Origin of the sequence: Burkholderia sp. LMU1-1-1.1 (genome assembly GCF_040675865.1) — a bacterium.
Lineage (GTDB): Bacteria > Pseudomonadota > Gammaproteobacteria > Burkholderiales > Burkholderiaceae_D > Rugamonas.
Map to the genome: position 1 here is coordinate 95,254 of NZ_JBEGHG010000023.1, position 23,868 is coordinate 119,121.

Sequence of the window (23,868 nt, forward strand, 5' to 3'; positions counted from 1 at the left end):
AAAAGATAGCGGTATTCGTGGTAAAAGCTCTACAAGCGTGATGTTATTGTCACAGATCAATAACAATTTGATACTTAACAGGTCAAACGGCTGTCAATAGGGCTTGGCGGTGCACGCGGGAGGAAGCAAAAACAATGGAGGGGATGGTATCAAGCGTGGCCGGGGCGATCCCGGCCGACGCTTAGCGGCGTGGCGGATTGGCGTAAATGTCCTGGCCCACTTCGTTGATCTGGCGGCGCAGATCGCGACGCTCGTCCGGCGTCAAGCGGCCGACACGGCGGTTCATTTCAGCGTTGCGGCTGGCTTCCTGCATCGCGCGGCGCTGTTCTTCGGCACGGGCCTCGTAGCTGTTGCGCTGGTCGATCTGGCGCTGCTGGTCGGCTTGGCGCGGATCGGCCTGGCGCTGGATTTGCACCTGCTGAGGACGGTTGTCCTCGCGACGCGGTCCGTCGCCGGGCTCGGCATAGACAAGCCCCGCCCCCAACAAACCGCAGCACAGCAATAACGAACCCATGGAGGATCGAACGCAAAAAGATGCGCTTGCTGCCGCGTGTATTTTTTTGTGATCGATGAACATGATGTTCCTAAAAAGCTGAATCCGTGCTTGAAGTGTATGATGCTTTAACCGAGGGGGTAAGACCAATTGGGTAAAGTTTGTAACACTTTGTAATGGGTCGTCACAGACGTTTTCGCAAAACGGATATGACGTTACCATAGCAACATCAATAAGACAATTCTGACAGAGCAAATGACTAGCACAACGACTGAATCCGGCAACAACTCCGCCAACCAGCACGGCCACCAGGCCAAGATCATGGTAGTGGACGACGACGTTCGTCTGCGCGATCTGCTGCGGCGCTACCTGACCGAGCAAGGCTTCAACGTCTTCACGGCCGAGAGCGCCACCGCCATGAACAAGCTGTGGCTGCGCGAGCGCTACGACCTGCTGGTGCTGGACTTGATGCTGCCCGGCGAGGACGGCCTGTCGATCTGCCGCCGTCTGCGCGGCGCCGGCGACCAGACGCCGATCATCATGCTGACCGCCAAAGGCGAGGACGTGGACCGCATCGTCGGCCTCGAAATGGGCGCCGACGACTACCTGCCCAAGCCGTTCAACCCGCGCGAACTGGTGGCCCGCATCGGCGCCGTGCTGCGCCGGCGCGGTCCTGACGAGATTCCCGGCGCGCCGTCGGAAACGCCGCAATCGTTCGAGTTCGGCCAGTTCATCCTGGACCTCGGCACGCGCACGCTGAAGAAAAACGGCGAGACGGTGCCGCTGACCACCGGCGAGTTTTCGGTACTAAAAGTATTCGCCCGCCATGCGCGCCAACCGCTGTCGCGCGAAAAGCTGATGGAACTGGCGCGCGGCCGCGAATACGAGGTGTTCGACCGCAGCCTGGACGTGCAGATCTCGCGCCTGCGCAAACTGATCGAGCCCGATCCATCGAGCCCGCTCTACATCCAGACCGTCTGGGGCCTGGGCTATGTGTTCATCCCGGAGGGGCAGCCGCGCTAAGTCGCGACAACCGCGAAGATGCGCATGAAGTCTCTTTCGAAGTTCCGTTTCGCTTTTCGGCTGGCCAGCATGAAAAGCGGCCTTTTCTGGCGCACCTTCTTCCTGCTCGGCGCCTTGACGACGACCAGCATGACCGCGTGGGTCGGCATGATCAGCGTGGTGCAGCACGAGCCGCAGGTACAGCAGATCTCCGCGCAGGTGATCTCGGTCGTCACCATCACCCACGCCGCCCTCACCCACTCGGCGCCCGAACTACGGCGCGAGCTGCTGTTCGACCTGGTGTCGAACGAGGGCATCCGCGTGTTCCCGCTGGAGGAGGACGACAAGGTCGAGCCGCCGCCGAAGAACGCGCTGATGCCGGACATCCAAAAGCTGGTCAAGGCCAAGCTGGGCGCGGACACGCGCTTCTCGGCCAAGGTGAACGGCGTATCCGGCTTCTGGGTCAGCTTCAAGATCGACGACGACCAGTACTGGCTGATGCTCGAACGCGAACGCATACGCGGCCTGACCGGCATCCAGTGGCTGGGCTGGGCCAGCGTGGTGTCGGTGGTGTCGCTGCTGGGCGCGGCCTTCATCTCCAGCCTGATCAACCTGCCGCTGCGCCGCCTGACCAAGGCCACCCGCGCCTTCGCGCAGGGCAAGCGGCCGGACCCGCTGCCGGAAAGCGGCCCGGCCGAAATCATGGAGGCCAACCGCAGCTTTAACCAGATGGTCGACCAGCTGCAGCAGGTCGAATCCGACCGCGCCGTGATCCTGGCCGGCATCTCGCACGACCTGCGCACGCCGCTGGCGCGCATGCAGCTCGAAGTGGAGATGGCCAATCTGTCGAACGAGGCGCGCGAAGGCATCCAGTCCGACATCGGCCAGATGGACGCCATCATCGGCCAGTTCCTCGACTACGCCAAACCGACCGAGGCGTCGAGCTTCACCAACGTCGACGTCAGCGAGCTGCTGGCCGACACCGCGCACGAAGCCGAGCGCTTGCAGGACGTGCGCGTGAGCACCGACATCGCCGCCGGCGCCCACGTGATGGGCAACGGCACCGATCTGAAACGGGTCTTCAACAACCTGGTCGAAAACGCCCGCCGCTACGGCAAAACGCCGGACACCGACATCACCGAGATCGACATCAAGTGCGCCGTCAAGGGCGTGGGCGCCTCCAGGCGCGTCGTCATCGAGGTGGGGGACCATGGCTGCGGCGTGCCGGACGACCAGATCGAACAACTGCTCAAGCCCTTCACCCGGCTCGACGCCGCGCGCGGCCAGGCCAACGGCGCCGGCCTGGGACTGGCCATCGTCGACCGCGTGCTGCTGCGCCACGGCGCCGAGCTGACCCTGAGCAACCGCGAAGGCGGCGGGCTGGTGATCCAGATCGCGATGAAGGCGGTGTGATGCGAGGAGGTCCGATACGTCGACGCGTTTTCGCCGGCGCGGTGGTGCTGGCGGTGCTGCCGGCCGGCACGCTCGCCGCGCCCGTGCCGCGCATCGAGCAGCGCGCGCCGACGGTGGCGGAGCGGGACTCCTTCGACGATTTTTTCCGCGCCCTCAATGCGGCGCAACCGCAGCGTCCATGGGGCGCCGCGCCGCTGTTCGCCCCCGCGTTCGAGGTCGAACGCCAGCGCGGCAAGCCGTGGAGCGTGATCGCCCGCGTCGACTCCGCGCCGCGCCGCTCGGAGCCGGATCTGTGCCGGCAAATCCGCTCCAGCTTTGTCTATGACGCGGCCAAACCCAAGGGTGAACGCTGGACCGACGCCGCCGAGGCGCCGCAATGGTATGTATGGCTGGCGCAACCCAACATTCCATGCCAGGCGGCCAGATATACGGTATTGATGAATCAGGCCGTGCCTTCGGCGGACGCGGTGGCCCTGCTGAGGCAGCATCGCGAGCTGCTGCTGCGCGCGCGTCTGCTGTTCGCCGGCAACTCCCAGTGTGCACGGCAACGCGCCCTCACCTTCCGGCTGGCCGCGCTGAAACCGGCGGCCGCCACGGCCGGCGCGCCGGTGATGTTCGGGCTGGTGTTTGAAAGCGACCGCGACACTGTCGCCACCGTCGCCGTGCGCAAGCACCGTGGCGAATACACCGCCTGGAACGTCAGTTGCTCCGGTTGATCGGGTGCTCGCGCGACTCCAGCAACTTGGTCAGCAGCAACTCGGTCGAACCGTAGCCGTACAGCGAGTCGGCCTCCAGGCCCGGCGTATCGTAGGGCACGGATTCTTCCCGTTCGGAACGACTTGGATCGTTGTCGGAATACGTCACGCGCCAGGCCCGCTTCAAGGCGTCGGCGCGGCGCAGGAACTGCGGCATCGGCCACAATGCGGGATTCCAGTCGACGGCTTCGCCCAGCACGCGCCAATGGCCGCTGGCCAGCGCCATGTCGCCCACGCGCAGCACCTTGACGGCGTCGTGCGGCTGCAGAGTGTTGAGTTCGTCGATCGACGGCAACCTGTCGAGCTTGGGCCCGAACAAATAGGCCAGCATGATCTTGCTGCCCGGCGACAAACGCGCGACCAGGCCCCAGCCGTAGCCGCCATCGAGCAACGGCACCGCAAACCAGCTTCCTTCATGATACGACTGCCTCATTCCACTCCTTTCGCTAGCACGAACCAGCAAAGTGGCGCCGAAATGCACTGACGAACAGGACATACGGCCGCCTCCACACATGCTGTGACTGCTTCATTGGCGCCGTGCGGCGCAAACCCGAAGTGTATCGGCGCGGCGCAAAACGCGTCGCACGCCATCTCGCGCGCGCCGGCCGCCGCGCCGGGTGTGATACACTGCCGGCTCGCTAGGGGTCCTGGGCATTTTGTTCCGGGTGAGAGATACCCTTCGTACCTGATCTGGATAATGCCAGCGAAGGAAAGCGCAAAGTAGTTCTCCCCTCCTTTGATGGCTCTCCTCGCGGCTTCCAGCCGAGAACAAGTAGAGAGCAGACATGTCCACACCACATTTCGCAGTTTCGGTCATCGCCCTGGCGGTGTTCCACGCATTTTCCGGCGCCGCCGTCGCCGCCGACTCGGCCGTCGAGGCCGCCGCCGAGCAGTCCATGCCGGAAGTCATCGTCAGCGCCACCAAGCTGCGCGCCAACACCGCCTCGGTCGCCGGCTTCGGCAACGCCCCGCTGCTGGAAACGCCGGCCTCGGTCAGCGTGCTGACGTCGCAGCAGATGCTGGACCTGCAAATCCGCTCGACCACCGACGCCGCCAAATTCGACGCCAGCCTGAGCGACTCGTACAACGCCGTCGGCTACGCCGAGCAGTTCTCGATCCGCGGCTTCAAGCTGGACAACGCCTCCAGCTACCGCAAGGATGGCATGGCGATCCCCGGCGACACCCAGATCCCGCTGGAAAACAAGGAACGCCTGGAAGTGCTCAAGGGCCTGTCCGGCCTGCAGGCCGGCGTCTCCGCGCCGGGCGGCATCGTCAACTACGTCACCAAACGCCCGACCGACACGCCGGTGCGCACCGTCGTGCTGGAGGCGCGCGAGCGCGGCACATTGTACGGCGCCGTCGATGTCGGCGGCCGTTTCGAGGACAACCGTTTCGGCTACCGGGTCAACGTGGCCGGCGAGCGCCTGCGCTCCTACATCAAGGGCGCGGACGGCAACCGCAAGTTCGTCTCCGCCGCCTTCGACTGGCGCATCTCGCCGCAGGCGCTGCTGCAGATCGACGCCGACTACCAGCGTAAATCCCAGGTCACCGCACCGGGCTTCCAGCTGCTGAACAACACCACCTTGCCGGTGGTCGACGCCGACACGATGCTCAACGATCAACCGTGGAGCCGTCCGGTGGAAACCACCACCAGCAACATCGGCGCGCGCTTCGAATACAAGTTCTCGTCCGACTGGAGCACCACGGTCGGCGCCAACCAGCACCACTTCAAGCGCGACGACTACACCGCCTTCCCTTACGGTTGCGGCGAGCAAAACCTGTATCCCGGCTACTGCGGCAACGGCGACTACGACGTCTACAACTACATCAGCCTGGGCGAGAAGAAGTCACCGCTGACGGTGCAGGCGCTGTTGCAGGGCCGCTTCGCCACCGGCGCGCTGGCGCATGAATTCACCGGCGGCGCATCGTTCCAGAAGAACAGCGACAAATGGGGCGACTACCTGTACGACTATTCGGGCGTCAGCAACATCTACCGCCCGGTCGTCGTCGCGCCCGCGCCCGGCACCAGCGGTCCGGTGGCGGAGCGCCGCCACGGCAACGAGCGCTCGCTGTTCGCGCAGGACATCGTCAGTTTGAACGCGCAGCTCAAGCTGCACGCCGGCGCGCGTTACGTGCAGGTCAAGCGGGTGCAATACGTTGGATACAACGACGATGGCGTGCTGCTGCCGGATACGAACACCGACGCCGGTTTCTGGCTGCCGAACGTGGCGCTGGTCTACAGCCTGCGTCCCAACGTCTCGCTCTACACTTCGTACGCGCAGGGTCTGGAGCTTGGCGGCGTTGCGCCCATGCGGACCAGGAACGAAGGCCAGGCGCTAACGCCGTCCAAGTCCAAGCAGGTGGAAGTCGGTATCAAGGCCGATATCCGTCCGGACCTGAGCGCCACCGTCGCGCTGTTCGAGATCCGCAAGGGGCTGGAATATACCGATGCAGGGAATTTCTTCGTTCGCAATGGCGAGGCCCGGAACCGTGGCCTGGAGATGGCGTTGAACGGCCGAGCCACGCGCGAGCTGGCGGTGGGCGTTTCGGCCACCGCGCTGAACACCAGGCAAAGCGATACGGGCCTGGCCAGTTTGGACGGCAAGCGCGTGACCAACGTCGCCGCTTTCAAATCGTCGGTGTATGCGGATTACGCGGTGCCGCAAGTGGAAGGCTTGAGCGTGAACGCGAACTGGCAGTACTCGGGCAAGAAGGCATTCGATCCGGAGAACCAGGTGTTCGTGCCGAGCTACCATGTGCTGAATTTGGGGGCGTCGTATGCCACGCGCATCGGCGGCGTCTCGACCACGCTGCGCGCCAGTGTGAACAACGCGCTGGACAAGTTCTATTGGCGCGATGTGACGCAGGATCTGGGCGGATATTTGATGCCGGGTGCCTCGCGTACGTTCCGGGTGTCGGCGCAGTTCGATCTGTAAAGCGTGATTCGGCGGCGGCTCGAAGATGGCGGATTACGGCGTTCCGCCTAATCCGCCCTACGTGTAACCGGGGGCAATACACACTCCACCTGCGCCAACCGCTGCTCCGGGTCGCCCGACACCAGCACATACGGTATCCGGCGCGCCGCGAGCTCCTCCATCAGCAGACGGTTGATGATCACGCTGACCTCTTCGCACTCGCGCTGCAAGCCATCGGCCACCCAGGGGATATCCGGCGCGGTCACCAAGGTCAGCGCATAGTCGCCCTGGTGCCCATCGGCCAGCCGCGCCAGCTGGTCATCGATCCCGCCAAAATAATGACGGCTGTAGACCGCCGTCATCAACGGCGCCGTGTCGCAGAACAGATACCCGCCCGCCGCCTGCGCCGCCGCGTCCTCGCGTTCACGCTGGGTGCTTGCGATGTGAAACTGGTCCCCCGCCACCGGCACCCGCCCCTGCACATCGACGAACTCCCGCAAATACTCCGGCACCCACACCGTCCGATGGCGCTCCGCCAGCGCGGCCGCCAGCGTGGTCTTGCCGGAGGAAGCCGTGCCCAGTATCGCCACGCGCAGCGGCAAGACGGCCGATGTCATTCCAGTACCAGCCTGCGGCCGCCGGTTTCGTCGCCTTCGCCGCCACCGCCGCTCCCCATGCCGGCCGACTGCTGCCACGTGCGCAGGCCGACCACCGCCATGCCGACGAAGACCGCGTACAAAATCGCCGTCAGCATCAAGTGCTTGTGCAGATAGAGGCCGACGTACAGCACATCGACAACGATCCATACATGCCAGTTCTCGATCTTTTTACGCGACAGCAGCAGCTGTCCGACCAGGCTGCCGGCGGTCAGGAAGCCATCGGAGCGCGGCACGTCGGTATCGGTATAGGCCTTGAGGAACCACGCCAGCAGCACAAAGCCGGCCAGCCACGCCGCCACGGCGATCCAGCGGCCGCGCGCGTCGAGCGCGGTGACCGCCAGCCGTTCGTGGCGATCATCCCCGTGCAGCCACTGGTACCAGCCATAGAACGAGACGGTGATGAACACCAGTTGCAGCCCCATGTCGCCATACAGCCGCGAGCCGTAGAACACCAGGCCATAGGTGGCCGACGAGATGATGGCGAACAGCCAGGCCCAATGGCTCTGGCGGATGTTGAGCCACACCGTGATCACCGCCAGAATGAACGACACCAGTTCCAACGGGGTCGTGGGGAATCCCGCCAGACGCAGCGGCAAATTCAGGTACCCCAACAGAACCGATAATTCGTGCATTATTTTTCCGCCGGATATTTGATGGTCATCTCGTTGAGCACATTGTCGGCGTGATCGACTTCGCTCATCACCCACAGCATATACCGGATATCCAGATGGATAGCGCGGGTGATGGCGGGATCGAAGTACCAATCCTTGGTGATCGACTCATAAGTTGAATCGAAGTTCAGGCCGATCAACTCGCCCCTGCGGTTCATCACCGCCGAACCGGAATTGCCGCCGGTGGTATCGGCGCTGCTCAAAAAGTCGACCGGCACCGTGCCGAGGATGGCGTCCTTGAACCGTCCATAGCGCTTCGCCTTGATGGCGTCGAGCTCCCTTTGCGGCGCGTTGAACGGATCTTTGCCGGTGTGCTTTTCAACGATGCCTTCAACGGTGGTGAAAGGTCCCTTGACGATGCCGTCGCGCGGCGAATACGGCGCCACGGTGCCGTAGGTCACGCGCAAGGTGCCGTTCGCGTCCGGGTACACCGGTTTGCCCAGCGATTTCTTCCACGCGATGACGGCCTCCATGTAGCGCGGGATCACGCGCTCCAGATTGCCGTCCAGCTCCTTGCGGCGCTCCTTGAGCGACTGCGCCGCGTCGTCCAGCTTCGCGGCCAGTTGCATAAAGGCGTCGTCCGACGCCTTGACGGCGGCGGCGTCCTTGCCGACCCATGCCAGCCGCGTGGCGGTGTCGCCCAGCCGCGTCTTGGCATACATCGCCGGCACCGCATCGGGCGCCGGCAGCAACGCGTCGAGGCCCGCCACGTGCATGGACTTCGGCAGCTTGGCGTAGCGCCGCAGCGACGCCACGAAACGCGCCTGATCCACCTCCGCCACGTACGACTGCTCCAGACGGTTCAGGCGCGCCTTGATGAAGGTGGCGTCGCGCTGCTGGAATCCGGTTTCGCGTTCGGCATCCGGCTTCGCGCTTTCCAGCGCCAGGCGGTACAGCGTATTGGCGCTTTTCAGCAGATCGCCGGTGGTGGCGACGCTATAGCCGAACTCCTCGTCGCTCAAAGCGATATCGGCCGCGATCACCGCGTCCAGTTCGGCCAGCAGCGTTTTCGACACGTCCTTCTGCGCGGCGTACCAGGCGCGGAACTCCGCGTCCTGCACGTCCTTGACGGCGGCGATGTCCTTGCGCGCGAAGCCGTCCATCAGGCCCTGCGATTTCTTCATCACGTTGTTCAAGCTCTTGGCGACGCTGGCGTAGCGCACTTCCGCCGCCGGGCTGCCCTTGGTGGCGGCGGCGATGACGTCGAGGTCGGCCTGGATCTCGGCCACGCGTGCCGGATAGCCGACGTCGCGCGCGGCGCGGATTTCCGACGGCAGCTTATAGCGGCTGGTGCGGCCCGGATAACCGGCCAGCAGCACCGGGTCGCCGTTCTTCAGTCCCTCGGCCGACAGCACCAGGAAGTCCTTCGACCGATACGGCACGTTGTCCGGCGACGGGTCGGCCGGACGGCCGTCCTTGCCCACGTAGGCGCGCAGGAAGGCGAAGTCGCCGGTGTGGCGCGGCCATTCGTAGTTATCGACGTCGCCGCCATAGTTGCCGATCATGTCCGGCGGCGCGTACACCAGGCGCACGTCGCGTATCATCATCTGGCGGATGCGGTAGTATTCCAGCCCGCGATGGAAGGCCGGTACCGAGCAGCGGTAGCTCTTGTCGGCTTCGCACTCGGCGATCAGCGCCTTGACGGCTTTTTCCACCGCGTCGTGGCGCTGCTTGCCGCTCATCGCCGGCGTCACGCCCTTGAGCACGCGGGCGGTGACGTTTTCCACCTTGTCGGTCACGTACACCAGCGCATTGGGGCCGCCCGGCAGCTCCTGCGCGCGGGTCTTGGCCAGGAAGCCGTCGACGATGTAATTGTGTTCCGGCGTCGCGTTGCGCTGGATGGCGCCATAGGCGCAGTGATGATTGGTGACCACCAGGCCGGCGTCGGACACGAACGACGCCGAACAGCCGGGCAGCGCGACAATGGCGCTCATCGGATGCTTGGACAGGTCGGCCAGCTTTTCGGCCGGGATGGTGATGCCGATGCGTTGTAGTTCGGATTTCAGCTGTGGCAATTGGTATGGCTGCCACTGCCCTTCGTCGGCGTGAGCCGCCGCCGCGCCGAGGATAGCGGCCGGCAGCACTAGATATTTTAACAAGATAAAAGCCCCTGATTGAGTTCCAGCGGCAGTATATTCCTTATGCGGATGGCTGAAAATGCTTTTTGCGCATCCCCGAGCCGCTAATCGGCGCCTTGGTCGTCCCGCAGGTCGAAGCCCAGGGTCAGGGTGCAGCCGTCGCCCGGCACGTACCGGCCGATCTCGAAGCTGCCGCCCAGCGCCGCCACGCGCTGCGCCATGCCGATCAAGCCGAAGGACTCGCTCTTGTCCCGCTGGTGCGGCGCGATGCCGATGCCGTTGTCGGCCACGCTGAAGACCAGGCGCGCGCCGCGCACCGCCAGCACGATGTCGACATGGCTGGCATGCGCGTGGCGGCGCACATTGCTCAACGCTTCCTGCATGCCGCGGAACAGCACGATCGCCATGTCCGACGCGATCGTCGCCAGCGTCGCCTCGTCGGGCAAGGTGAGCGCGCAGGTCATGCCGCTGCGCTTGCGGAATTCGGCGGCCTGCCATTCCATCGCCGCCGGCAGGCCCAGATCGAGCACCGCCGGACGCAGTTCGTTCATGATGCCGCGCACGTTGCGAATCGTCGTGTCGATATTCTCCAGCACCCCGTTGACGCGCTGGTGCAGGCGCGCGTGCCGCTCGCCGGTGCGGGCGCTGAGCATGGAGATGTCGATGCGCAGCGCCAGCAGGTTCTGTCCCAGTTCGTCGTGGATGTCGCGGGCGATGCGCTTGCGCTCGTCCTCCTTGACCGTCTCCAGGTGCTCGGCCAGTTTGCGCAGCTGGTCGCGCGATTCCTGCAGCGCGGCCTGGGCGCGTTTGCGCTCGGCCACCTCCAGCATCAGCAGGCGGTTCGCCTCGGTCAGCTCGGCGGTGCGCGCCGCCACCCGTCCATCGAGCTCGCGCGACAGTTTCAGCAGGTCGGCATCGGCGCGCTGGCGCGCCGTGATGTCGGAGAACACGCCGATGAAGTGGGTGATGGCGCCCGACTCGTCGCGGATCACGGTCAGCGACATCGCCGCGACGTAGGGCACGCCGTCGCGCCGGCGGTTGAACACCTCGCCCTGCCACCGGCCATAGCTGCACAGGCAGCGCATCGCCTCGGCGTGGAAGCCCAGCGGATGGGCGCCGGGCCGGCCCAGGAAGCGCGGATCGCGGCCCAGCGCCTCCTCCACCGGATAGCCGGTCAGCGCGGTGAAGGCGGGATTGACGGAGACGATGCGTTTTTCGACGTCGCACACCATCACGCCCTCGCCCATGCTGTCGATCACCTGCAAGGCGCGCCGCCGCGCGGCCTCGCGCACGCCGGCGCTGCCGATGTCGGTCAGGATCATGCGGCACTTGCGGGCGGCGACATCGAGATTGGCCTCGATGCGCACCTGGCGCAGCGCCGCGAACAGCGGCACCTCCAGCACCCCGCGCTGTCCGCTGACCAGCAGCTCGGCCAGAAACCGGCGCAGGCCGGCCTGCGATTGCGGCGCCACGAACTGCTCGAACGACCGGCCGGGCAGCTCCTCGCGGCGGCAGCCCAGCAAATCGGCGGCGGCGTGGTTGGCGCGCGTGATGCGGCCGTCCGGATCGAGCGACAGATAGCCGGCCGGCGCCTGGTCGTACAACGCCGCGTAATGCTCGCGCGCCGCCTCGGCCAGATCGCGCTCGGTCTGCACCTCGGCCAGCGCCACGCTCTGCATATCGAGCTCGATCTGGCTCACCTGCAGTTCGTGCCAGCGCTTGAGCGTTTCGGTGTCGGCGTCGGCCGGCGGCGGACGGCCGGTCTTTGCCAGCGCCGCGACCGCCTGCTCGGCCACATAGCGCAGCCGGTCGGGATCGAGTTCGGGGCGCTGGCGCTTGTTCATTGCGGCCCCGGACCTTTTTGCATGGACCGCAGTTGCGCCTCCAGCAATTTCGATTCGGTGATGTTGATGAAGGTGACCACCACCCCGTCGATCACGTTCTCCACGGTCCGGTAAGGCATGATGCGCACCGTGTACCAGCCGCCCCCGCGCGTGGGGATCTGTTTTTCGCAGAACACCAGCGTGCGCAGCACCTCCCGCGCGTCGGCCTCCAGCTCCGGATACAGCAGGTCGTTGACGATGTCGCCCAACGGCCGCTGCACGTCGCCCGGTATCAGCTTGTAGATGCGGGTGGTCTGGTCGGTGAAGCGGCGGATGCGCAGCTTGTTGTCGAGGAAGATGGTCGCCACGTCGGTACTATTGAGCAGATTTTTCATGTCGCCGTTGACCAGCGACAGATCGTCCACCTTCGACTGCAGCTCGGCGTTGACGGTGTACAGTTCCTCGTTCAGCGACTGCATCTCCTCCTTGGAGGTGGTCAGCTCCTCGTTGGTCGATTGCAGCTCCTCGTTGGTCGACTGCAGCTCCTCGTTGGCCGACTTGAGTTCCTCGCGCGAGGCCTGCATTTCGTCGCGCACCGCCTGGATCTCCAGGCGCGCCTGCGCCAGTTGCTGCTCGAGCTCCAGCACCTGCGGGTTGGAAGAGCGCGAGCGGCGCCTTTCCGGCGGCAGCGGCAAGCTGGCGAAGGTCACCATCAAGGTGCCCGACAGCGGTCCCGATTCCGGCATCGCTTCGGCCGTCAGGTCCAGCGAGTGCGACGGTTTGCCGGCCGCGTCGCGCTGTATCAGGCCGCGCACGGCGATCATGCCGTCGCTCTGCGGAGCGCGTTTGAGCAGGTCGGCCAGTTCGTGGCGCAGGCTGTCGCGCGCCATCGCATGGATGTTCCAGTTGGCCTTGCCGGCGGCCGGCTCCAGGTAGGCGCCGGTGCGGCCATGGATGTACAGGATGTCGCCATGGACGTTGAGCAGCACGGCGGCCGGCGCGTGCTTCTTAAGCAGCAGCTGCTCGACCTGGGTTTGGAGGTTTCCGTTCATGGATGGGTTGATAGGCTCACTGGCAAAAGGAATCGGCACGCTGCTGACGCGCGTGGGGAAGTAGTTGGCCACGCGGTGGGTGGACGCGTCCAGCCGCCGGTAGATGCGGCCGGCGCCGGTCATCGGCGCGAACAGTTCGATGAAGTGGCCGGGCGTGTCGGCGCTGCCGAGCATCAGCAGGCCGCCGGTCTTGAGCGCGTAGTGGAACAGCGGGATCAGTTGTTCCTGCAGCTTGGCCGTGAAATAAATCAGCAGGTTGCGGCAGCACAGGATATCGAGCTTGGTGAACGGCGGATCGGAAATAATGTTCTGACGCGCGAAGATGATGGTGTTGCGCACGTCCTTGCGGATGCGATAGCCGCCCTTCTCGGCCGGCATGAAGTAGCGCTGCAGCAGTTCGCCCGGGACGTCGGCCTCGATGGCGGCGCCGAAGACGCCCTGGCGCGCGCGGTCGATGGCGTCTTCGTCAAGGTCGGTGGCGAAGATCTGCAGCGTGTAGCGCGCCGATGGCCGCAACTGCTCGAGCACCTCGTTGAAGGCGATCGCCAGCGAATACGCCTCCTGGCCGGTCGAGCAGGCCGGCACCCAAGCCTTGAAGGCGGCGCCGTCGGGATGCTCGGCCAGCAGCTGCGGCAGCGCGCTCGCCATCAGGTATTCCCACACCTTGGGATCGCGGAAGAAGTTGGTCACGCCGATCAGCAGTTCCTTGAACAGCAGATCCACCTCGCCCGGATTCCCGGCCATGTAGTCGACGTAGGCGCTCAACGAGGCGCACTGGCGCAGCTTCATGCGCCGCTCGATGCGGCGCATGACGGTGCTCAGCTTATAGTCGGAGAAATTGGCGCCGGTCTGCTTGAGCAACAGCTGGAACAACCGCGGCAGGGCCTCGCGTTGTGCCGACGCCTGCGCCGGCAAGGCGCCTTCGTGCCCGCCGCGCCACGCCACCAGGTGCGCCGGCATTTCCGATGGCTGCGCGACGATGTCGACCACCTCGGCGTCGATGGCGCTGAGCGGCATCGGATCGAAACGCGCCGATCCGGGCTGCTGCGCCATGGTCAGGCCGCCGTTCTCGCGGATCGCCGCCAGCCCCTGGGTTCCGTCCATGCCCATGCCGGAAAGGACGACGCCGACCGCGCGCTCCCGGCCATGCCGGGCCAGCGCGAGGAAAAAGCTATTGATCGGCAAACGCAAGCCGCGTTGCGCCGCCGGCGGCAGCACCGCGAACCGGCCGTCCTCGAAACCGAGGTTGCGATCGGGCGGGATCACGTAGACATGATCCGCTTCGACCTCCATGCCGTCGGTCACCTCGGCGACCTTCATCGGCGTCACCCGCTGCAGCAATTCGGGCAGCATGCCCCTGTGGAACGGATCAAGATGCTGCACGACAACATAGGCGAAGCCGCTGGAGGACGGCACCGCCACGAGGAATTCGCAAATCGGATCGAGCCCGCCGGCCGAGGCGCCGATACCCACCACCGTCACCGGCAACAGCGCGGCGTCCGAACGCGCCGGCGCGCCATCGACGGCGGCGACCAGGGGGGCTATGGCGTTGGAGAGCGGGCGTTTCGTCATCGTGGCTTTAAAACCAACAGTAGGCCCCCGCCGCCTGCTACACAACAAGGAATGCGGGCAGCAGGGAATGTGGTTTTTGTCTACATCTTGCCAGATGATTATACAAAGATCACGCCCAAAAACCAAGCTCCCCCGCCCCGGGCCCGAGCCCTTTCCACATCCTAGTCGCTTGCGGCATGCCAGCCGCCGCCGAGCGACTGGATCAATGCGACCGCCGTGGTCTGGCGGTCGGCCTGCGATTGCACCAGCGCGCGGCGCGCGTTGAGCGCCGTGGTCTGGGCGGTCACCACGTCGGTGTAGCTAACCTGGCCGGCGCGGTAGCGGTTCAGCATTTGCGCCTCGACCTGGTCGGCCGCCTCCGAGGCGATCCGGCGCAGGTCCTGCTGCCGCGCCAGCGCCCTGGTGGCCGACAGCTGGTTTTCGACGTCGGCGAACGCGGTCAGCACGGTCTGGCGGTAGCGGGCGATGGCGGCGTCGCGCGACGCTTCGGCGCCGGCCACGCGGGCCCTGGTGGCGCCGGCATCGAACAGCGTCTGCGCCGCCGACAACCCCAGCGACCACAGGCTGTTGGAGGCGTTGAACAGGCCGGAGGCCGCATTCGAGCCGAAGCCGTAGGAACCGGTCAGGTTCAGGCTCGGGAAATAGGCGGCGCGCGCGATGCCGATTTGCTCGTTGGCGGCGGCCACCGAGCGTTCGGCCGAGGCGATGTCCGGACGGCGCTGCAGCAAGGTCGAAGGCACGCCGGCCGGCACGTCCGGCACCGTCACGTTCCATGGCGCCGGCGCCAGCGCGAAGTCGCTGGCGGCCTTGCCCAGCAGGACCGCGATCGCGTGTTCGAGCGTGGCGCGCTGCTGCACCAGGGCGACCTGGTCGATGCGGGCGTTCGCCAGTTGGGTTTGCGCCTGCAGCAGGTCCGACTTGGTGGTGACGCCGGCGTCGAAGCGGTTCTGCGTGATCTGCAGCACGCGCTCGTAGCCCTCGGTGGTGGCGTCGAGCAGCGCTTTTTCGGCGTCGGCCTGGCGCAGCAGGAAGTAGTTGGTGGCCAGCTCGCCCTGCGCCGACAAGCGGGCGGCGGCCAGGTCGGCGGCGCTGGCCTGCAGGCTGGCCCGGGCGCTGTTGGTGCCGGCGCGCAGCCTGCCCCAGATGTCCGGCTCCCAGCTCCCGCCGATGTTGGCGCGGTATTGGCTGGAGTTCTGCGTGTTGCCGCCGCCACCGGAGCGGGTGGCGCTGCCGTTCAAATCGACCGCCGGGAACAGCGCGGCGCGCTGCTCGCCGACCAGCGCCCTCGCCTGCGCGTAGTTGGCGGCGGCGATGGCGACGTTCTGGTTCGAGACCTCGATGCTGTCGGCCAGCTGGTTCAGCAACGGATCGCCGAACAACTGCCACCACGGTCCGCGTTCGAGCATGTCGGCCGGCGCGGCGACGGTCCATCCGGCGGCGGCCTTCTCGGCGTCGGTGGCGGTTTCCTTGAAGGCCGCCGGCGACGGCGTCTCCGGCAGCTTGTAGGCCGGGCCGACGGCGCAGCCGGCGCTGGCCAGGGCCGCGAGGACGGCAAGCGCGATCGCCCTATGACGCGGCGTTCGGCTGGGGATGGTTGGTGCGTGTGTGCTCATGGTGTGCTCGGCGACGGATCGCTGTGGATTTTGCTTAGTTGTTGTTCGGACGGGCCGCGCCGGCGCAGCTTGTCCATCAGGATGTAGACCACCGGCGTGGTCAAGAGCGTCAGCAACTGGCTGGCGATCAGGCCGCCGATGATGGCCACGCCGAGCGGCCGGCGCAGCTCCGAGCCCTCGCCGAAACCGATCGCCAGCGGCAGCGCGCCCAGGGCGGCGGCCAGTGTCGTCATCAGGATGGGACGGAAGCGCAGCAGGCAGGCTTCGCGCACTGCTTCGAGCGGCGACAGGCCGCGCGAGCGCTCCGCCTCCAGCGCGAAGTCGATGATCAGGATGGCGTTCTTCTTGACGATGCCGATCAGCAGGAAGATGCCGATCAAGGCGATCGTCGAGAACTCCATCTTGAAGATCAGCAGCGCCAGCACGGCGCCCACGCCCGCCGACGGCAAGGTGGTCAGCACCGTCACCGGATGGACCAGGCTTTCATACAGGATGCCGAGCACGATGTAGATCACCACGATCGCCGCCAGGATCAGCAGCGGCAGCGACTTGTTGCTGTCCTGCGCCGTCTTGGCGGCCCCGGCGAAGCTGCCGCGCACATTGTTCGGCATGCCGATCTCCGCCTCCGCCGCCGCGATCTCCGCGGCGGCGTCGGACAGGCTGGCGCCGTCGGCCAGGTTGAAGGCGATGGTCGTCGCCAGTTCGCCGTCCTGGTGGTTGATCGACGTCGCCGCCGAGCTTTCGGCGAACCTGGCCATCGTCGACAGCGGCACCATGGTGGTGGCCGTGGTGCTCAGCGCCGAGCCGGACGACGCGTCCCTGACCGCCGGCGCGGCGACGTTGGCGGCGGTGGCCGTGCTGGCGGTGCTGCTTGCGCCGCCGGTGGTGGTGGTCGCCGTCGTGGCGGCCGCCGTGGTGACCGTCGGCGCCCCGCTCGGATTGCTGGCGGTGGGCGCCGGCAATCCCTTCGACGGCACGTATACGTCCTTCAGCGATTCGGGGCTTCTGCTGTAGTCGCGCGCCACCTCCATGATGACGTGATACTGGTTCACCTCGCCGTAGATGGTCGCCACCTGGCGCTGGCCGAAGCTGTTGTACAAGGCGTTGTCGATATCCTTGGCCGACACGCCGAGGCGCGACGCGCTGTCCTTGTCGATGGTGACGTAGGTCTCGACGCCGTTCTCCGCCTGGTCGCTATCGACATCGACCATCGACTTCTTGGCCTTCATCGCATCCGCCAGACGCGTGGCCCATTTCTTCAGATCGGCCTCGTTGTCGCTCTTGAGCGTGTACTGGTTGTTGGCGTTGGCCGAGCGCCCGCCCGAGCGCAAATCCTGCACGGGACTGAGGAACAGGCTAACGCCGGTCACCTTGGCCAGCTTGGGCCGCAGGCGCGCGATCACGGCGTTGCCCGCCACGGTGCGCTCGCTGGCCGGTTTCAGGTTGATGAACATGAAGCCGCCGCCGGCGCGCCGTCCGCCGGTGAAGCCGACCACGGTGGCGACATCGGGATCGTCCTTGATGATGTTGACCAGCTGGCGCAGTTTGCCCTGCATGGCCTGGAACGAGATGCTCTGGTCGGCGCGGATGCCGCCGCTGACCTGGCCCGTGTCCTGCTGCGGAAAGCCACCCTTGGGAATGGCCGCGAACAGATAGACGTTCAGGCCGATGACGAACACGAGGCTGAGCATCACCAGCCAGGCGCTCGACAGCGCCCAGTCCAGGCTATGCTCATAGCCCTTGAGGATCTTGTCGAAGCCTTTCTCGAAGAAGCGCGCCACGCGGCCGGGCGGCTTGCCGTGCTGGTCCGGCTTGAGCAGCCAGGCGCACATCATCGGCGTGGTGGTCAGCGAGATCACCAGCGAAATCATCACCGCCGCCGACAAGGTGATGGCGAACTCCTTGAACAGCGCGCCGAACTGGCCGCCCATGAACAGCAGCGGAATGAACACGGCGATCAGCGAAAGGCTGATCGACAGCACCGTGAAGCCCACCTCGCGCGCGCCCAGCAGCGCCGCCGACAGGCGGTCCATGCCGGCCTCGATGTGGCGCTGGGTGTTTTCCAGCACCACGATGGCGTCGTCGACGACGAAGCCGGTGGCCACGGTCAGCGCCATCAGCGACAGGTTGTTCAGACTGAAGCCGAGCAGGTACATCACGCCGAAGGTGCCCAGCAGCGACACCACCGTCGCCACCGCCGGCACGATGGTCGCGCGCAGGTTGCGCAGGAAGACGCTCACCACCAGCACCACCAGCAGGATCGAGATGATCAGCGTGACCTCGATCTCGTGCAGCGACGAGCGGATCGAATTGGTGCTGTCGCTGGCGATGGCGATATTGACGTCGGGTGGCATCTGCGCCTGCAGCGCGGGCAGTTGCGCGCGCACGCTGTCGACCGTCTCGATCACATTGGCGCCCGCCTGCGGCCGGATCAACACGACGATCGCCGGCTGGCCGTTGAACAGGCCCAGATTGTTCACGTCCTCGACGCCGTCGACCACATCCGCCACGTCCTTGAGGCGGATCGCCGTCTCGTTGCGCCATCCGACCACCAGGTCCTGGTAGTCCCTGGCGTTGCGCCCGCCGCTGGCGTTGGCCGACTCGGTGTAGATCTGCAGGCGGCGGCCCTGCCCCTGCAGCGCGCCGCGGGGACGGTTGGCGTTGGTGGCCTGTATCGCCGCGCGCACGTCCTCCATCGACAGGCCGTAGCGGTTCAGCGCATACGGATTGAGTTCGACGCGCACCGCCGGCAGCGAACCGCCACCCAGCTCCACGTCGCCCACGCCGGTCACCTGGGACAGGCGCTGCAGCACGGTGTTGGAAACGGCGTCGTAGATCTGGCCCGGCGTGCGCGTCTTGGACGTCAGCGCCAGGATCATCACCGGCGAGCCGGAGGTGTTGGCCTTGCGGTAGGTCGGATTGCTGCGCAAAGTGGCCGGCAGGTCGACGCGGCTGGCGTTGATCGCAGCCTGCACCTCGCGCGCCACCGCATCGACGTTGCGGTTCAAATCGAACTGCAGCGTGATATTGGCGGAGCTGGTGCTGGAACTGGACGTCATTTCGTTGACGCCCGCGATCACGCCCAGATGGCGCTCGAGCGGCGTCGAGACGCTGCTGGCCATGGTCGCCGGGCTGGCGCCCGGCAGGTTGGCGTTGACCGTGATGATGGGGAAATCGACCTGCGGCAGCGGCGCCACCGGCAGCACGAAGAACGCGCCGATGCCGGCCAGCGCGATGCCGACCGTCAGCAGGACGGTGGCGATCGGCCGCTTGACGAATGGCGACGACAGGTTCACAGCGCACCACCTTCGGACGGCGCGGATTTCGATGTCGCCGCATTCGGCTTGCCGCCGCCGAAGCGCCGTGCCAGGCTATCGAAGCCCAGGTAGATGACCGGCGTCGTGAACAAGGTCAAAAGCTGGCTGACGATCAGGCCACCGAAGATCGCCAGGCCCAGCGGGCGGCGCAGTTCGGCGCCCTCGCCCCAGCCCAGCATCAGCGGCACGGCGGCGAACAGCGCCGCCAGGGTCGTCATCAGGATGGGACGGAAGCGCAGCAGCGCGGCCTGGTGGATCGCCTCGCGCGGCGGCTTGCCGCCTTCGCGTTCGGCGTCGATGGCGAAGTCGATCATCATGATCGCGTTCTTCTTGACGATGCCGATCAGCAGAATGATGCCGATGATGCCGATCACGCCCAGGTCCTGGCCGCTGATCATCAGCGCCAGCAAGGCGCCGACGCCGGCCGATGGCAACGTCGACAGGATCGTCAGCGGGTGCACATAGCTTTCATACAGCACGCCCAGCACGATGTAGACGCAGACCACCGCCGCCAGGATCAGCCAAAGCTGGTTGGACAGCGAGGCCTGGTAGGCGCCGGACGCGCCGAGGAAGGTCAGCGTCACCGACGGCGGGAACTTGATCTCGGCGGCGGCCTGCTTGATGCTGTCGACCGCCGTGCCGAGGGAAACGTCGGGGGCGGTATCGAAGCCCAGCGTGGTGGCCGGATACTGCGCCACGTGCGTCACCTGCAGCGGCGCCGGGCGCTCGCTGATGGTGGCCAGCGCCGATAGCGGCGTCGACTTGCCGGAACCGGTGCGCAATTGCAGGTTGCCCAGGTCTTGCGGACTGGTGATGTCGTCGCTTTTCGCCTCCAGGATCACGCGGTACTGGTTGGTCTCGGTGAAGATGGTCGAGACGATGCGCTGGCCGAAGGCGCTGTACAGCGCGTCGTCGATCGAGGCGGCGGTGACCGACAGGCGCGAGGCGGTATCGCGGTCGACGGTGATGTAGGCGGCGTTGGCGCTGGCGCCGACATCGGAGACGACGTTGCGCAGCTCCTTCTTGGTGCGCATCTGTTCCGCGAGTTTGGTGGCCCACTCGTTGACGGAAGCGTTGTCCGCGCCCTCGATCGACACGCGGAACTGGGTCGGCCCGGTTTCGGCGTCGATGGTCAGGTCCTGCGTCGGCTGCAGATACAACGTCAGGCCTGCGATCGTCGCCACGCGGTTGCGCAGGCGTTCCATGGTCTCCTGCTGGCTGCCGGTGCGCTCGCGCTTCAGGTTGATCAGCATGCTGCCGGTATGGAGCATGGTGTTGTTGGCGGCGTCGACGCCGACCACGGAACTGAGCGTGGCCACGTCCGGGTCCTCCAGCACCAGGCGCGCGGCCTGCTGCTGCAGCTCCGCCATCCTGGCGTAGGAGACGGCCTTGCCGGTCTCCAGGCGCGCCTGCAGTTGGCCCGTATCCTGCGTCGGGAACAGCCCTTTCGGGATCACCACATACAGCAGCACCGTCAACAGCAACGTGGCCAGCGCCACCAGCAGGGTCAGGCCGCTGTGTTTAAGCACCCAGGTCAGCCCGCGGTCGTAGTGGCCGATCACCCAGTCGAAGAACTGCTGGAAGCGCACGGCGAAGCGGCTTGGCGTCTCCTCGGCGTGGCTCTTGAGCCAGCGCGCCGACATCATCGGCACCAGGGTCAGCGAGACCACGGCGGAGATCAGGATCGTGATCGCCAGCGCCATCGCGAACTCGCGGAACAGGCGGCCCACCACGTCGCCCATGAACAGCAGCGGTATCAGCACAGCGATCAGCGACACCGTCAGCGAGATGATGGTGAAGCCGATCTGCTTGGCGCCCTTGAGCGAGGCGGCCATCGGCGTCTCGCCCTCCTCGATGTAGCGGGCGATGTTCTCGATCATGACGATCGCGTCGTCGACCACGAAGCCGGTGGCGATGGTCAGCGCCATCAGCGACAGGTTGTTCAGGCTATACCCGAGCAGATACATGATGCCGCAGGTGCCGATCAGCGAAATCGGCACCGACAGGCTGGCGATCACGGTGGCGCGCACGCTGTGCAGGAAGGCGAAGATCACCAGCACCACCAGCAGCACCGCCAGCACCAGCTCCATGCCGACGTGCTTGACCGAGGCGCGGATGCCGGTGGTGCGGTCGCTCAGCACCTCCAGCTTCATGGCGCCGGGCAGGCCCGCCTCCAGTTCCGGCAGGCGGGCCTTGATGGCGTCGACCGTGGCGATCACGTTGGCCCCCGGCTGGCGCTGCACGTTGAGGATGATGGCCTGCTTGTTGCCCGACCATGCGCCCAGTTGCACGTTCTCCGCGCTGTCGACCACCTGCGCCACGTCGGACAGGCGCACCGGGGCGCCGTTCTTGTAGGCCAGGATCAGGTTCTGGTAATCCCTGGCGGCCACCAGCTGGTCGTTGGCATTGATGGTGTAGGCGCGGGTCGGGCCGTCGAAACTGCCCTTGGCGCCGTTGGCGTTGGCGGCGGTGATCGCGGTGCGCAGCGTGTCCAGTCCAAGCCCGTAGGACGCCAGGGCGTTGGTGTCGGCCTGGATCCGCACCGCCGGGCGCTGGCCGCCGCTGAGCGTGACCAGGCCCACGCCGGAGACCTGGCTGATCTTCAGCGCCAGGCGCGTGTTGACGATGTTCTGCACCTCGGTCAGAGGCATCGTGTCCGAGGTGATCGCCAAGGTCAGCACCGGCGCGTCGGCCGGATTGACCTTGGCGTAGATCGGCGGCGCCGGCAGGTCCGTCGGCAGCAGCGAGGAGCCGGCGTTGATCGCGGCCTGCACTTCCTGCTCGGCCACCTCCAGGGTCTGGCCCAGGCCGAACTGCAGCGTGATGATGGAGACGCCGGCCGCGCTGGTGGAGCTCATGCGCTGCAGGCCGGCCATCTGGCCGAACTGGCGTTCCAGCGGCGCCGTCACGGTTTGTCCCATCACCTCCGGGCTGCCGCCGGGGTACAGCGTTTGCACCTGGATGGTCGGGAAATCGACCTGCGGCAGCGCCGACAACGGCAGGAATTTGAAGCCGACCAGGCCGGCCAGCACGATCGCCAGCATCAGCAGCGAGGTCGCCACCGGCCGCTGGATAAATGGAGCGGATGGACTCATTATTGTGCCGCGCCCTGTTCTTTGCGGTGGCGGCGCTCGTGGGCCGGAGCCGACGCGCCTTCGGCCGCCGCGGCCGGCGTGCCGGGGGCCGCGCCGGCGGCGCCATTATGTGGGCGGCCGCCGCCGCCGGCGCCCGGCAAGGTCACCTTGGCGCCTTCCTTGAGGCGGTCGGCGCCCTCGGTGATCACCTGCTCGCCCGCTTGCAGGCCGCTGGCGATCTGCACCTTGTCGACGGTGGCCTCGCCGCGCGTGATGCTGCGCATGGTGACGCTCTTGTCATCCTTGAGCACCCAGACGAAATCGCCCTTGGTGCCATGGCGCACGGCGTTCACCGGCACCATGATCGCATCCTTGATGGTGCGCAGCTCCAGGCGCACGTTGACGAACTGGCTCGGGAACAGCGAGAACTTGGCGTTGTCGAAGCGCGCCTTGGCCTTGACGGTGCCGGTCTGCGTATCGACCTGGTTGTCCATCGCCGCGAACTTGCCGCTGTCGAGGGTATTGGTGCGGGTGCGGTCCAGCGCCAGCGCCGGCAGCGCGGCGCCATCGTTCACGCGCTGCATCACGCCCGGCACGCTGTCCTGCGGGATCGAGAATTCCACGTCGATCGGCGACAGCTGGGTGATCACGGCGATGCCGGTGGCATCGCTCGATCCGACCAGGTTACCGATATCGACCACGCGCAGGCCAACCCGGCCCGTGATCGGCGCGATCACCTTGGTGTAGCCCAGATTGAGCTTGGCCGTGCCCTCGGCGGCGCGGTCGGTCATGACCGTGCCTTCGAGCTGCTTGACCAGCGCCGCCTGCGTATCGACGTCCTGGCGGGCGATCGAGTCCTGCCCCAGCAGCGTTTGATAGCGTTTGAGCGTCAGTTTGGCGTTTTCCAGCTGCGCCTCGTCGCGCTGGCGCTGGCCGCTGGCCTGCAGCAGCGCCATTTCAAACTGGCGCGGATCGATCTGCGCCAGCACCTGGCCGGCCTTGACCATCTGGCCTTCCTTGAACAGCACCTTCTGCAAAATGCCCGACACCTGCGGACGCACGGTGGTGGTGGCGGCGGCGGTCACGGTGCCCAGCGCATCGAGCGTCACCGGAATATCGGTCTTCTGCGCGGTCGCAACGCCAACGGTGGTCGCTGGCGCGCCGCGCCGGCCGCCGCCACCTCCTGGACCTCCTGGACCGCCAGGACCTCCCGGACCGCCGGCGCCGGGCGGGCCGCCGGCCGTTGCCGGCGCCGCCGGCTGGTGCGTGAGATACCAGGCCAGGCCACCCAGCGCCGCCATCGCGGCGACGGCGATCACGCCGCCGACGACTTTGCCGCGGCGGCTGCGCTTTTGTGGGTTGACGTTCTGTGTCGGCTTGGCTTGCGAATCCATTGTTATCCTTTTATAGGCTTGCGTGTCCATGGCAAAA

15 protein-coding genes and 1 riboswitch are annotated in these 23,868 nt (G+C 66.2%); of the genes, 4 read left to right on the top strand and 11 right to left on the bottom strand.

Annotation, left to right across the window (positions count from 1 at the left end):
• Positions 1-181: 181 nt before the first annotated feature.
• Entirely contained in the window at positions 182-577 is a 396-nt protein-coding gene (locus MRBLMU1_RS18815; protein WP_363504073.1) for a hypothetical protein, read from the bottom strand.
• A gap of 171 nt (positions 578-748) precedes the next feature.
• Here MRBLMU1_RS18815 and ompR point away from each other — a divergent pair, with 171 nt between their 5' ends.
• From ompR to MRBLMU1_RS18830, 3 genes are read left to right on the top strand one after another with little or no spacing between them, the layout of a single operon-like run.
• Positions 749-1,516 carry a two-component system response regulator OmpR gene (gene ompR, locus MRBLMU1_RS18820; RefSeq protein WP_315214819.1) on the top strand — a complete coding sequence of 256 codons (768 nt, stop codon included), beginning with the start codon at positions 749-751 and terminating at the stop codon, positions 1,514-1,516.
• A gap of 24 nt (positions 1,517-1,540) precedes the next feature.
• The gene (locus MRBLMU1_RS18825; protein ID WP_363504075.1) at positions 1,541-2,908 is read left to right on the top strand and encodes a sensor histidine kinase; all 1,368 of its coding nucleotides are present in this window, start codon (positions 1,541-1,543) and stop codon (positions 2,906-2,908) included.
• Positions 2,908-3,624, top strand: a complete 717-nt coding sequence (locus MRBLMU1_RS18830) for a hypothetical protein (RefSeq protein ID WP_363504077.1) — start codon at positions 2,908-2,910, stop codon at positions 3,622-3,624. Before MRBLMU1_RS18825 ends, MRBLMU1_RS18830 begins: the two co-directional genes overlap by 1 nt.
• Here the strand turns inward: MRBLMU1_RS18830 and MRBLMU1_RS18835 are convergent.
• Positions 3,608-4,096: an Imm26 family immunity protein gene (locus MRBLMU1_RS18835; RefSeq protein WP_363504079.1), complete on the bottom strand. Its 489-nt coding sequence runs from the start codon at positions 4,094-4,096 to the stop codon at positions 3,608-3,610. The genes MRBLMU1_RS18830 and MRBLMU1_RS18835 overlap by 17 nt on opposite strands.
• 197 nt (positions 4,097-4,293) lie before the next feature.
• A riboswitch (TPP riboswitch) is annotated at positions 4,294-4,392 on the top strand.
• A gap of 56 nt (positions 4,393-4,448) precedes the next feature.
• Here MRBLMU1_RS18835 and MRBLMU1_RS18840 point away from each other — a divergent pair.
• Positions 4,449-6,599 (top strand): TonB-dependent siderophore receptor, encoded by a 2,151-nt coding sequence (locus tag MRBLMU1_RS18840; RefSeq protein ID WP_363504081.1) that lies wholly within the window; start codon positions 4,449-4,451, stop codon positions 6,597-6,599.
• A gap of 47 nt (positions 6,600-6,646) precedes the next feature.
• Here MRBLMU1_RS18840 and MRBLMU1_RS18845 read toward each other — a convergent pair whose 3' ends face one another.
• The 9 genes from MRBLMU1_RS18845 to MRBLMU1_RS18885 form a co-directional block, all read right to left on the bottom strand.
• Positions 6,647-7,195 (bottom strand): ATP-binding protein, encoded by a 549-nt coding sequence (locus MRBLMU1_RS18845; RefSeq protein WP_363504083.1) that lies wholly within the window; start codon positions 7,193-7,195, stop codon positions 6,647-6,649.
• Positions 7,192-7,869: a nicotinamide riboside transporter PnuC gene (gene pnuC / locus MRBLMU1_RS18850; RefSeq protein WP_363504085.1), complete on the bottom strand. Its 678-nt coding sequence runs from the start codon at positions 7,867-7,869 to the stop codon at positions 7,192-7,194. The genes MRBLMU1_RS18845 and pnuC overlap by 4 nt, the downstream gene beginning before the upstream one ends.
• Positions 7,869-10,007 (bottom strand): S46 family peptidase, encoded by a 2,139-nt coding sequence (locus MRBLMU1_RS18855; RefSeq protein ID WP_363504087.1) that lies wholly within the window; start codon positions 10,005-10,007, stop codon positions 7,869-7,871. Before MRBLMU1_RS18855 ends, pnuC begins: the two co-directional genes overlap by 1 nt.
• An 83-nt stretch (positions 10,008-10,090) precedes the next feature.
• Positions 10,091-11,830 carry a PAS domain S-box protein gene (locus MRBLMU1_RS18860; RefSeq protein WP_363504089.1) on the bottom strand — a complete coding sequence of 580 codons (1,740 nt, stop codon included), beginning with the start codon at positions 11,828-11,830 and terminating at the stop codon, positions 10,091-10,093.
• Complete coding sequence (locus MRBLMU1_RS18865) at positions 11,827-14,433, bottom strand: chemotaxis protein CheB (protein ID WP_363504091.1); 2,607 nt, start codon at positions 14,431-14,433, stop codon at positions 11,827-11,829. The genes MRBLMU1_RS18860 and MRBLMU1_RS18865 overlap by 4 nt, the downstream gene beginning before the upstream one ends.
• A 161-nt stretch (positions 14,434-14,594) precedes the next feature.
• Positions 14,595-16,046 (bottom strand): efflux transporter outer membrane subunit, encoded by a 1,452-nt coding sequence (locus MRBLMU1_RS18870; RefSeq protein WP_363504093.1) that lies wholly within the window; start codon positions 16,044-16,046, stop codon positions 14,595-14,597.
• On the bottom strand, positions 16,043-19,342 hold the full coding sequence (locus tag MRBLMU1_RS18875) for an efflux RND transporter permease subunit (protein WP_363504095.1): 3,300 nt from the start codon (positions 19,340-19,342) through the stop codon (positions 16,043-16,045). Before MRBLMU1_RS18875 ends, MRBLMU1_RS18870 begins: the two co-directional genes overlap by 4 nt.
• Positions 19,339-22,458: an efflux RND transporter permease subunit gene (locus tag MRBLMU1_RS18880; RefSeq protein ID WP_363504097.1), complete on the bottom strand. Its 3,120-nt coding sequence runs from the start codon at positions 22,456-22,458 to the stop codon at positions 19,339-19,341. Before MRBLMU1_RS18880 ends, MRBLMU1_RS18875 begins: the two co-directional genes overlap by 4 nt.
• Positions 22,458-23,831: an MdtA/MuxA family multidrug efflux RND transporter periplasmic adaptor subunit gene (locus MRBLMU1_RS18885; RefSeq protein WP_363504099.1), complete on the bottom strand. Its 1,374-nt coding sequence runs from the start codon at positions 23,829-23,831 to the stop codon at positions 22,458-22,460. Before MRBLMU1_RS18885 ends, MRBLMU1_RS18880 begins: the two co-directional genes overlap by 1 nt.
• Positions 23,832-23,868 lie beyond the last annotated feature (37 nt).

What these genes read in the sequence shown, in the direction of transcription:
- MRBLMU1_RS18815 (WP_363504073.1), bottom strand. Translation starts at nt 577, where the DNA reads ATGTTCATCGATCACAAAAAAATACACGCGGCAGCAAGCGCATCTTTT.
- ompR (WP_315214819.1), top strand. Translation starts at nt 749, where the DNA reads ATGACTAGCACAACGACTGAATCCGGCAACAACTCCGCCAACCAGCAC.
- MRBLMU1_RS18825 (WP_363504075.1), top strand. Translation starts at nt 1,541, where the DNA reads ATGAAGTCTCTTTCGAAGTTCCGTTTCGCTTTTCGGCTGGCCAGCATG.
- MRBLMU1_RS18830 (WP_363504077.1), top strand. Translation starts at nt 2,908, where the DNA reads ATGCGAGGAGGTCCGATACGTCGACGCGTTTTCGCCGGCGCGGTGGTG.
- MRBLMU1_RS18835 (WP_363504079.1), bottom strand. Translation starts at nt 4,096, where the DNA reads ATGAGGCAGTCGTATCATGAAGGAAGCTGGTTTGCGGTGCCGTTGCTC.
- MRBLMU1_RS18840 (WP_363504081.1), top strand. Translation starts at nt 4,449, where the DNA reads ATGTCCACACCACATTTCGCAGTTTCGGTCATCGCCCTGGCGGTGTTC.
- MRBLMU1_RS18845 (WP_363504083.1), bottom strand. Translation starts at nt 7,195, where the DNA reads ATGACATCGGCCGTCTTGCCGCTGCGCGTGGCGATACTGGGCACGGCT.
- pnuC (WP_363504085.1), bottom strand. Translation starts at nt 7,869, where the DNA reads ATGCACGAATTATCGGTTCTGTTGGGGTACCTGAATTTGCCGCTGCGT.
- MRBLMU1_RS18860 (WP_363504089.1), bottom strand. Translation starts at nt 11,830, where the DNA reads ATGAACAAGCGCCAGCGCCCCGAACTCGATCCCGACCGGCTGCGCTAT.
- MRBLMU1_RS18865 (WP_363504091.1), bottom strand. Translation starts at nt 14,433, where the DNA reads ATGACGAAACGCCCGCTCTCCAACGCCATAGCCCCCCTGGTCGCCGCC.
- MRBLMU1_RS18870 (WP_363504093.1), bottom strand. Translation starts at nt 16,046, where the DNA reads ATGAGCACACACGCACCAACCATCCCCAGCCGAACGCCGCGTCATAGG.
- MRBLMU1_RS18880 (WP_363504097.1), bottom strand. Translation starts at nt 22,458, where the DNA reads ATGAGTCCATCCGCTCCATTTATCCAGCGGCCGGTGGCGACCTCGCTG.
- MRBLMU1_RS18885 (WP_363504099.1), bottom strand. Translation starts at nt 23,831, where the DNA reads ATGGATTCGCAAGCCAAGCCGACACAGAACGTCAACCCACAAAAGCGC.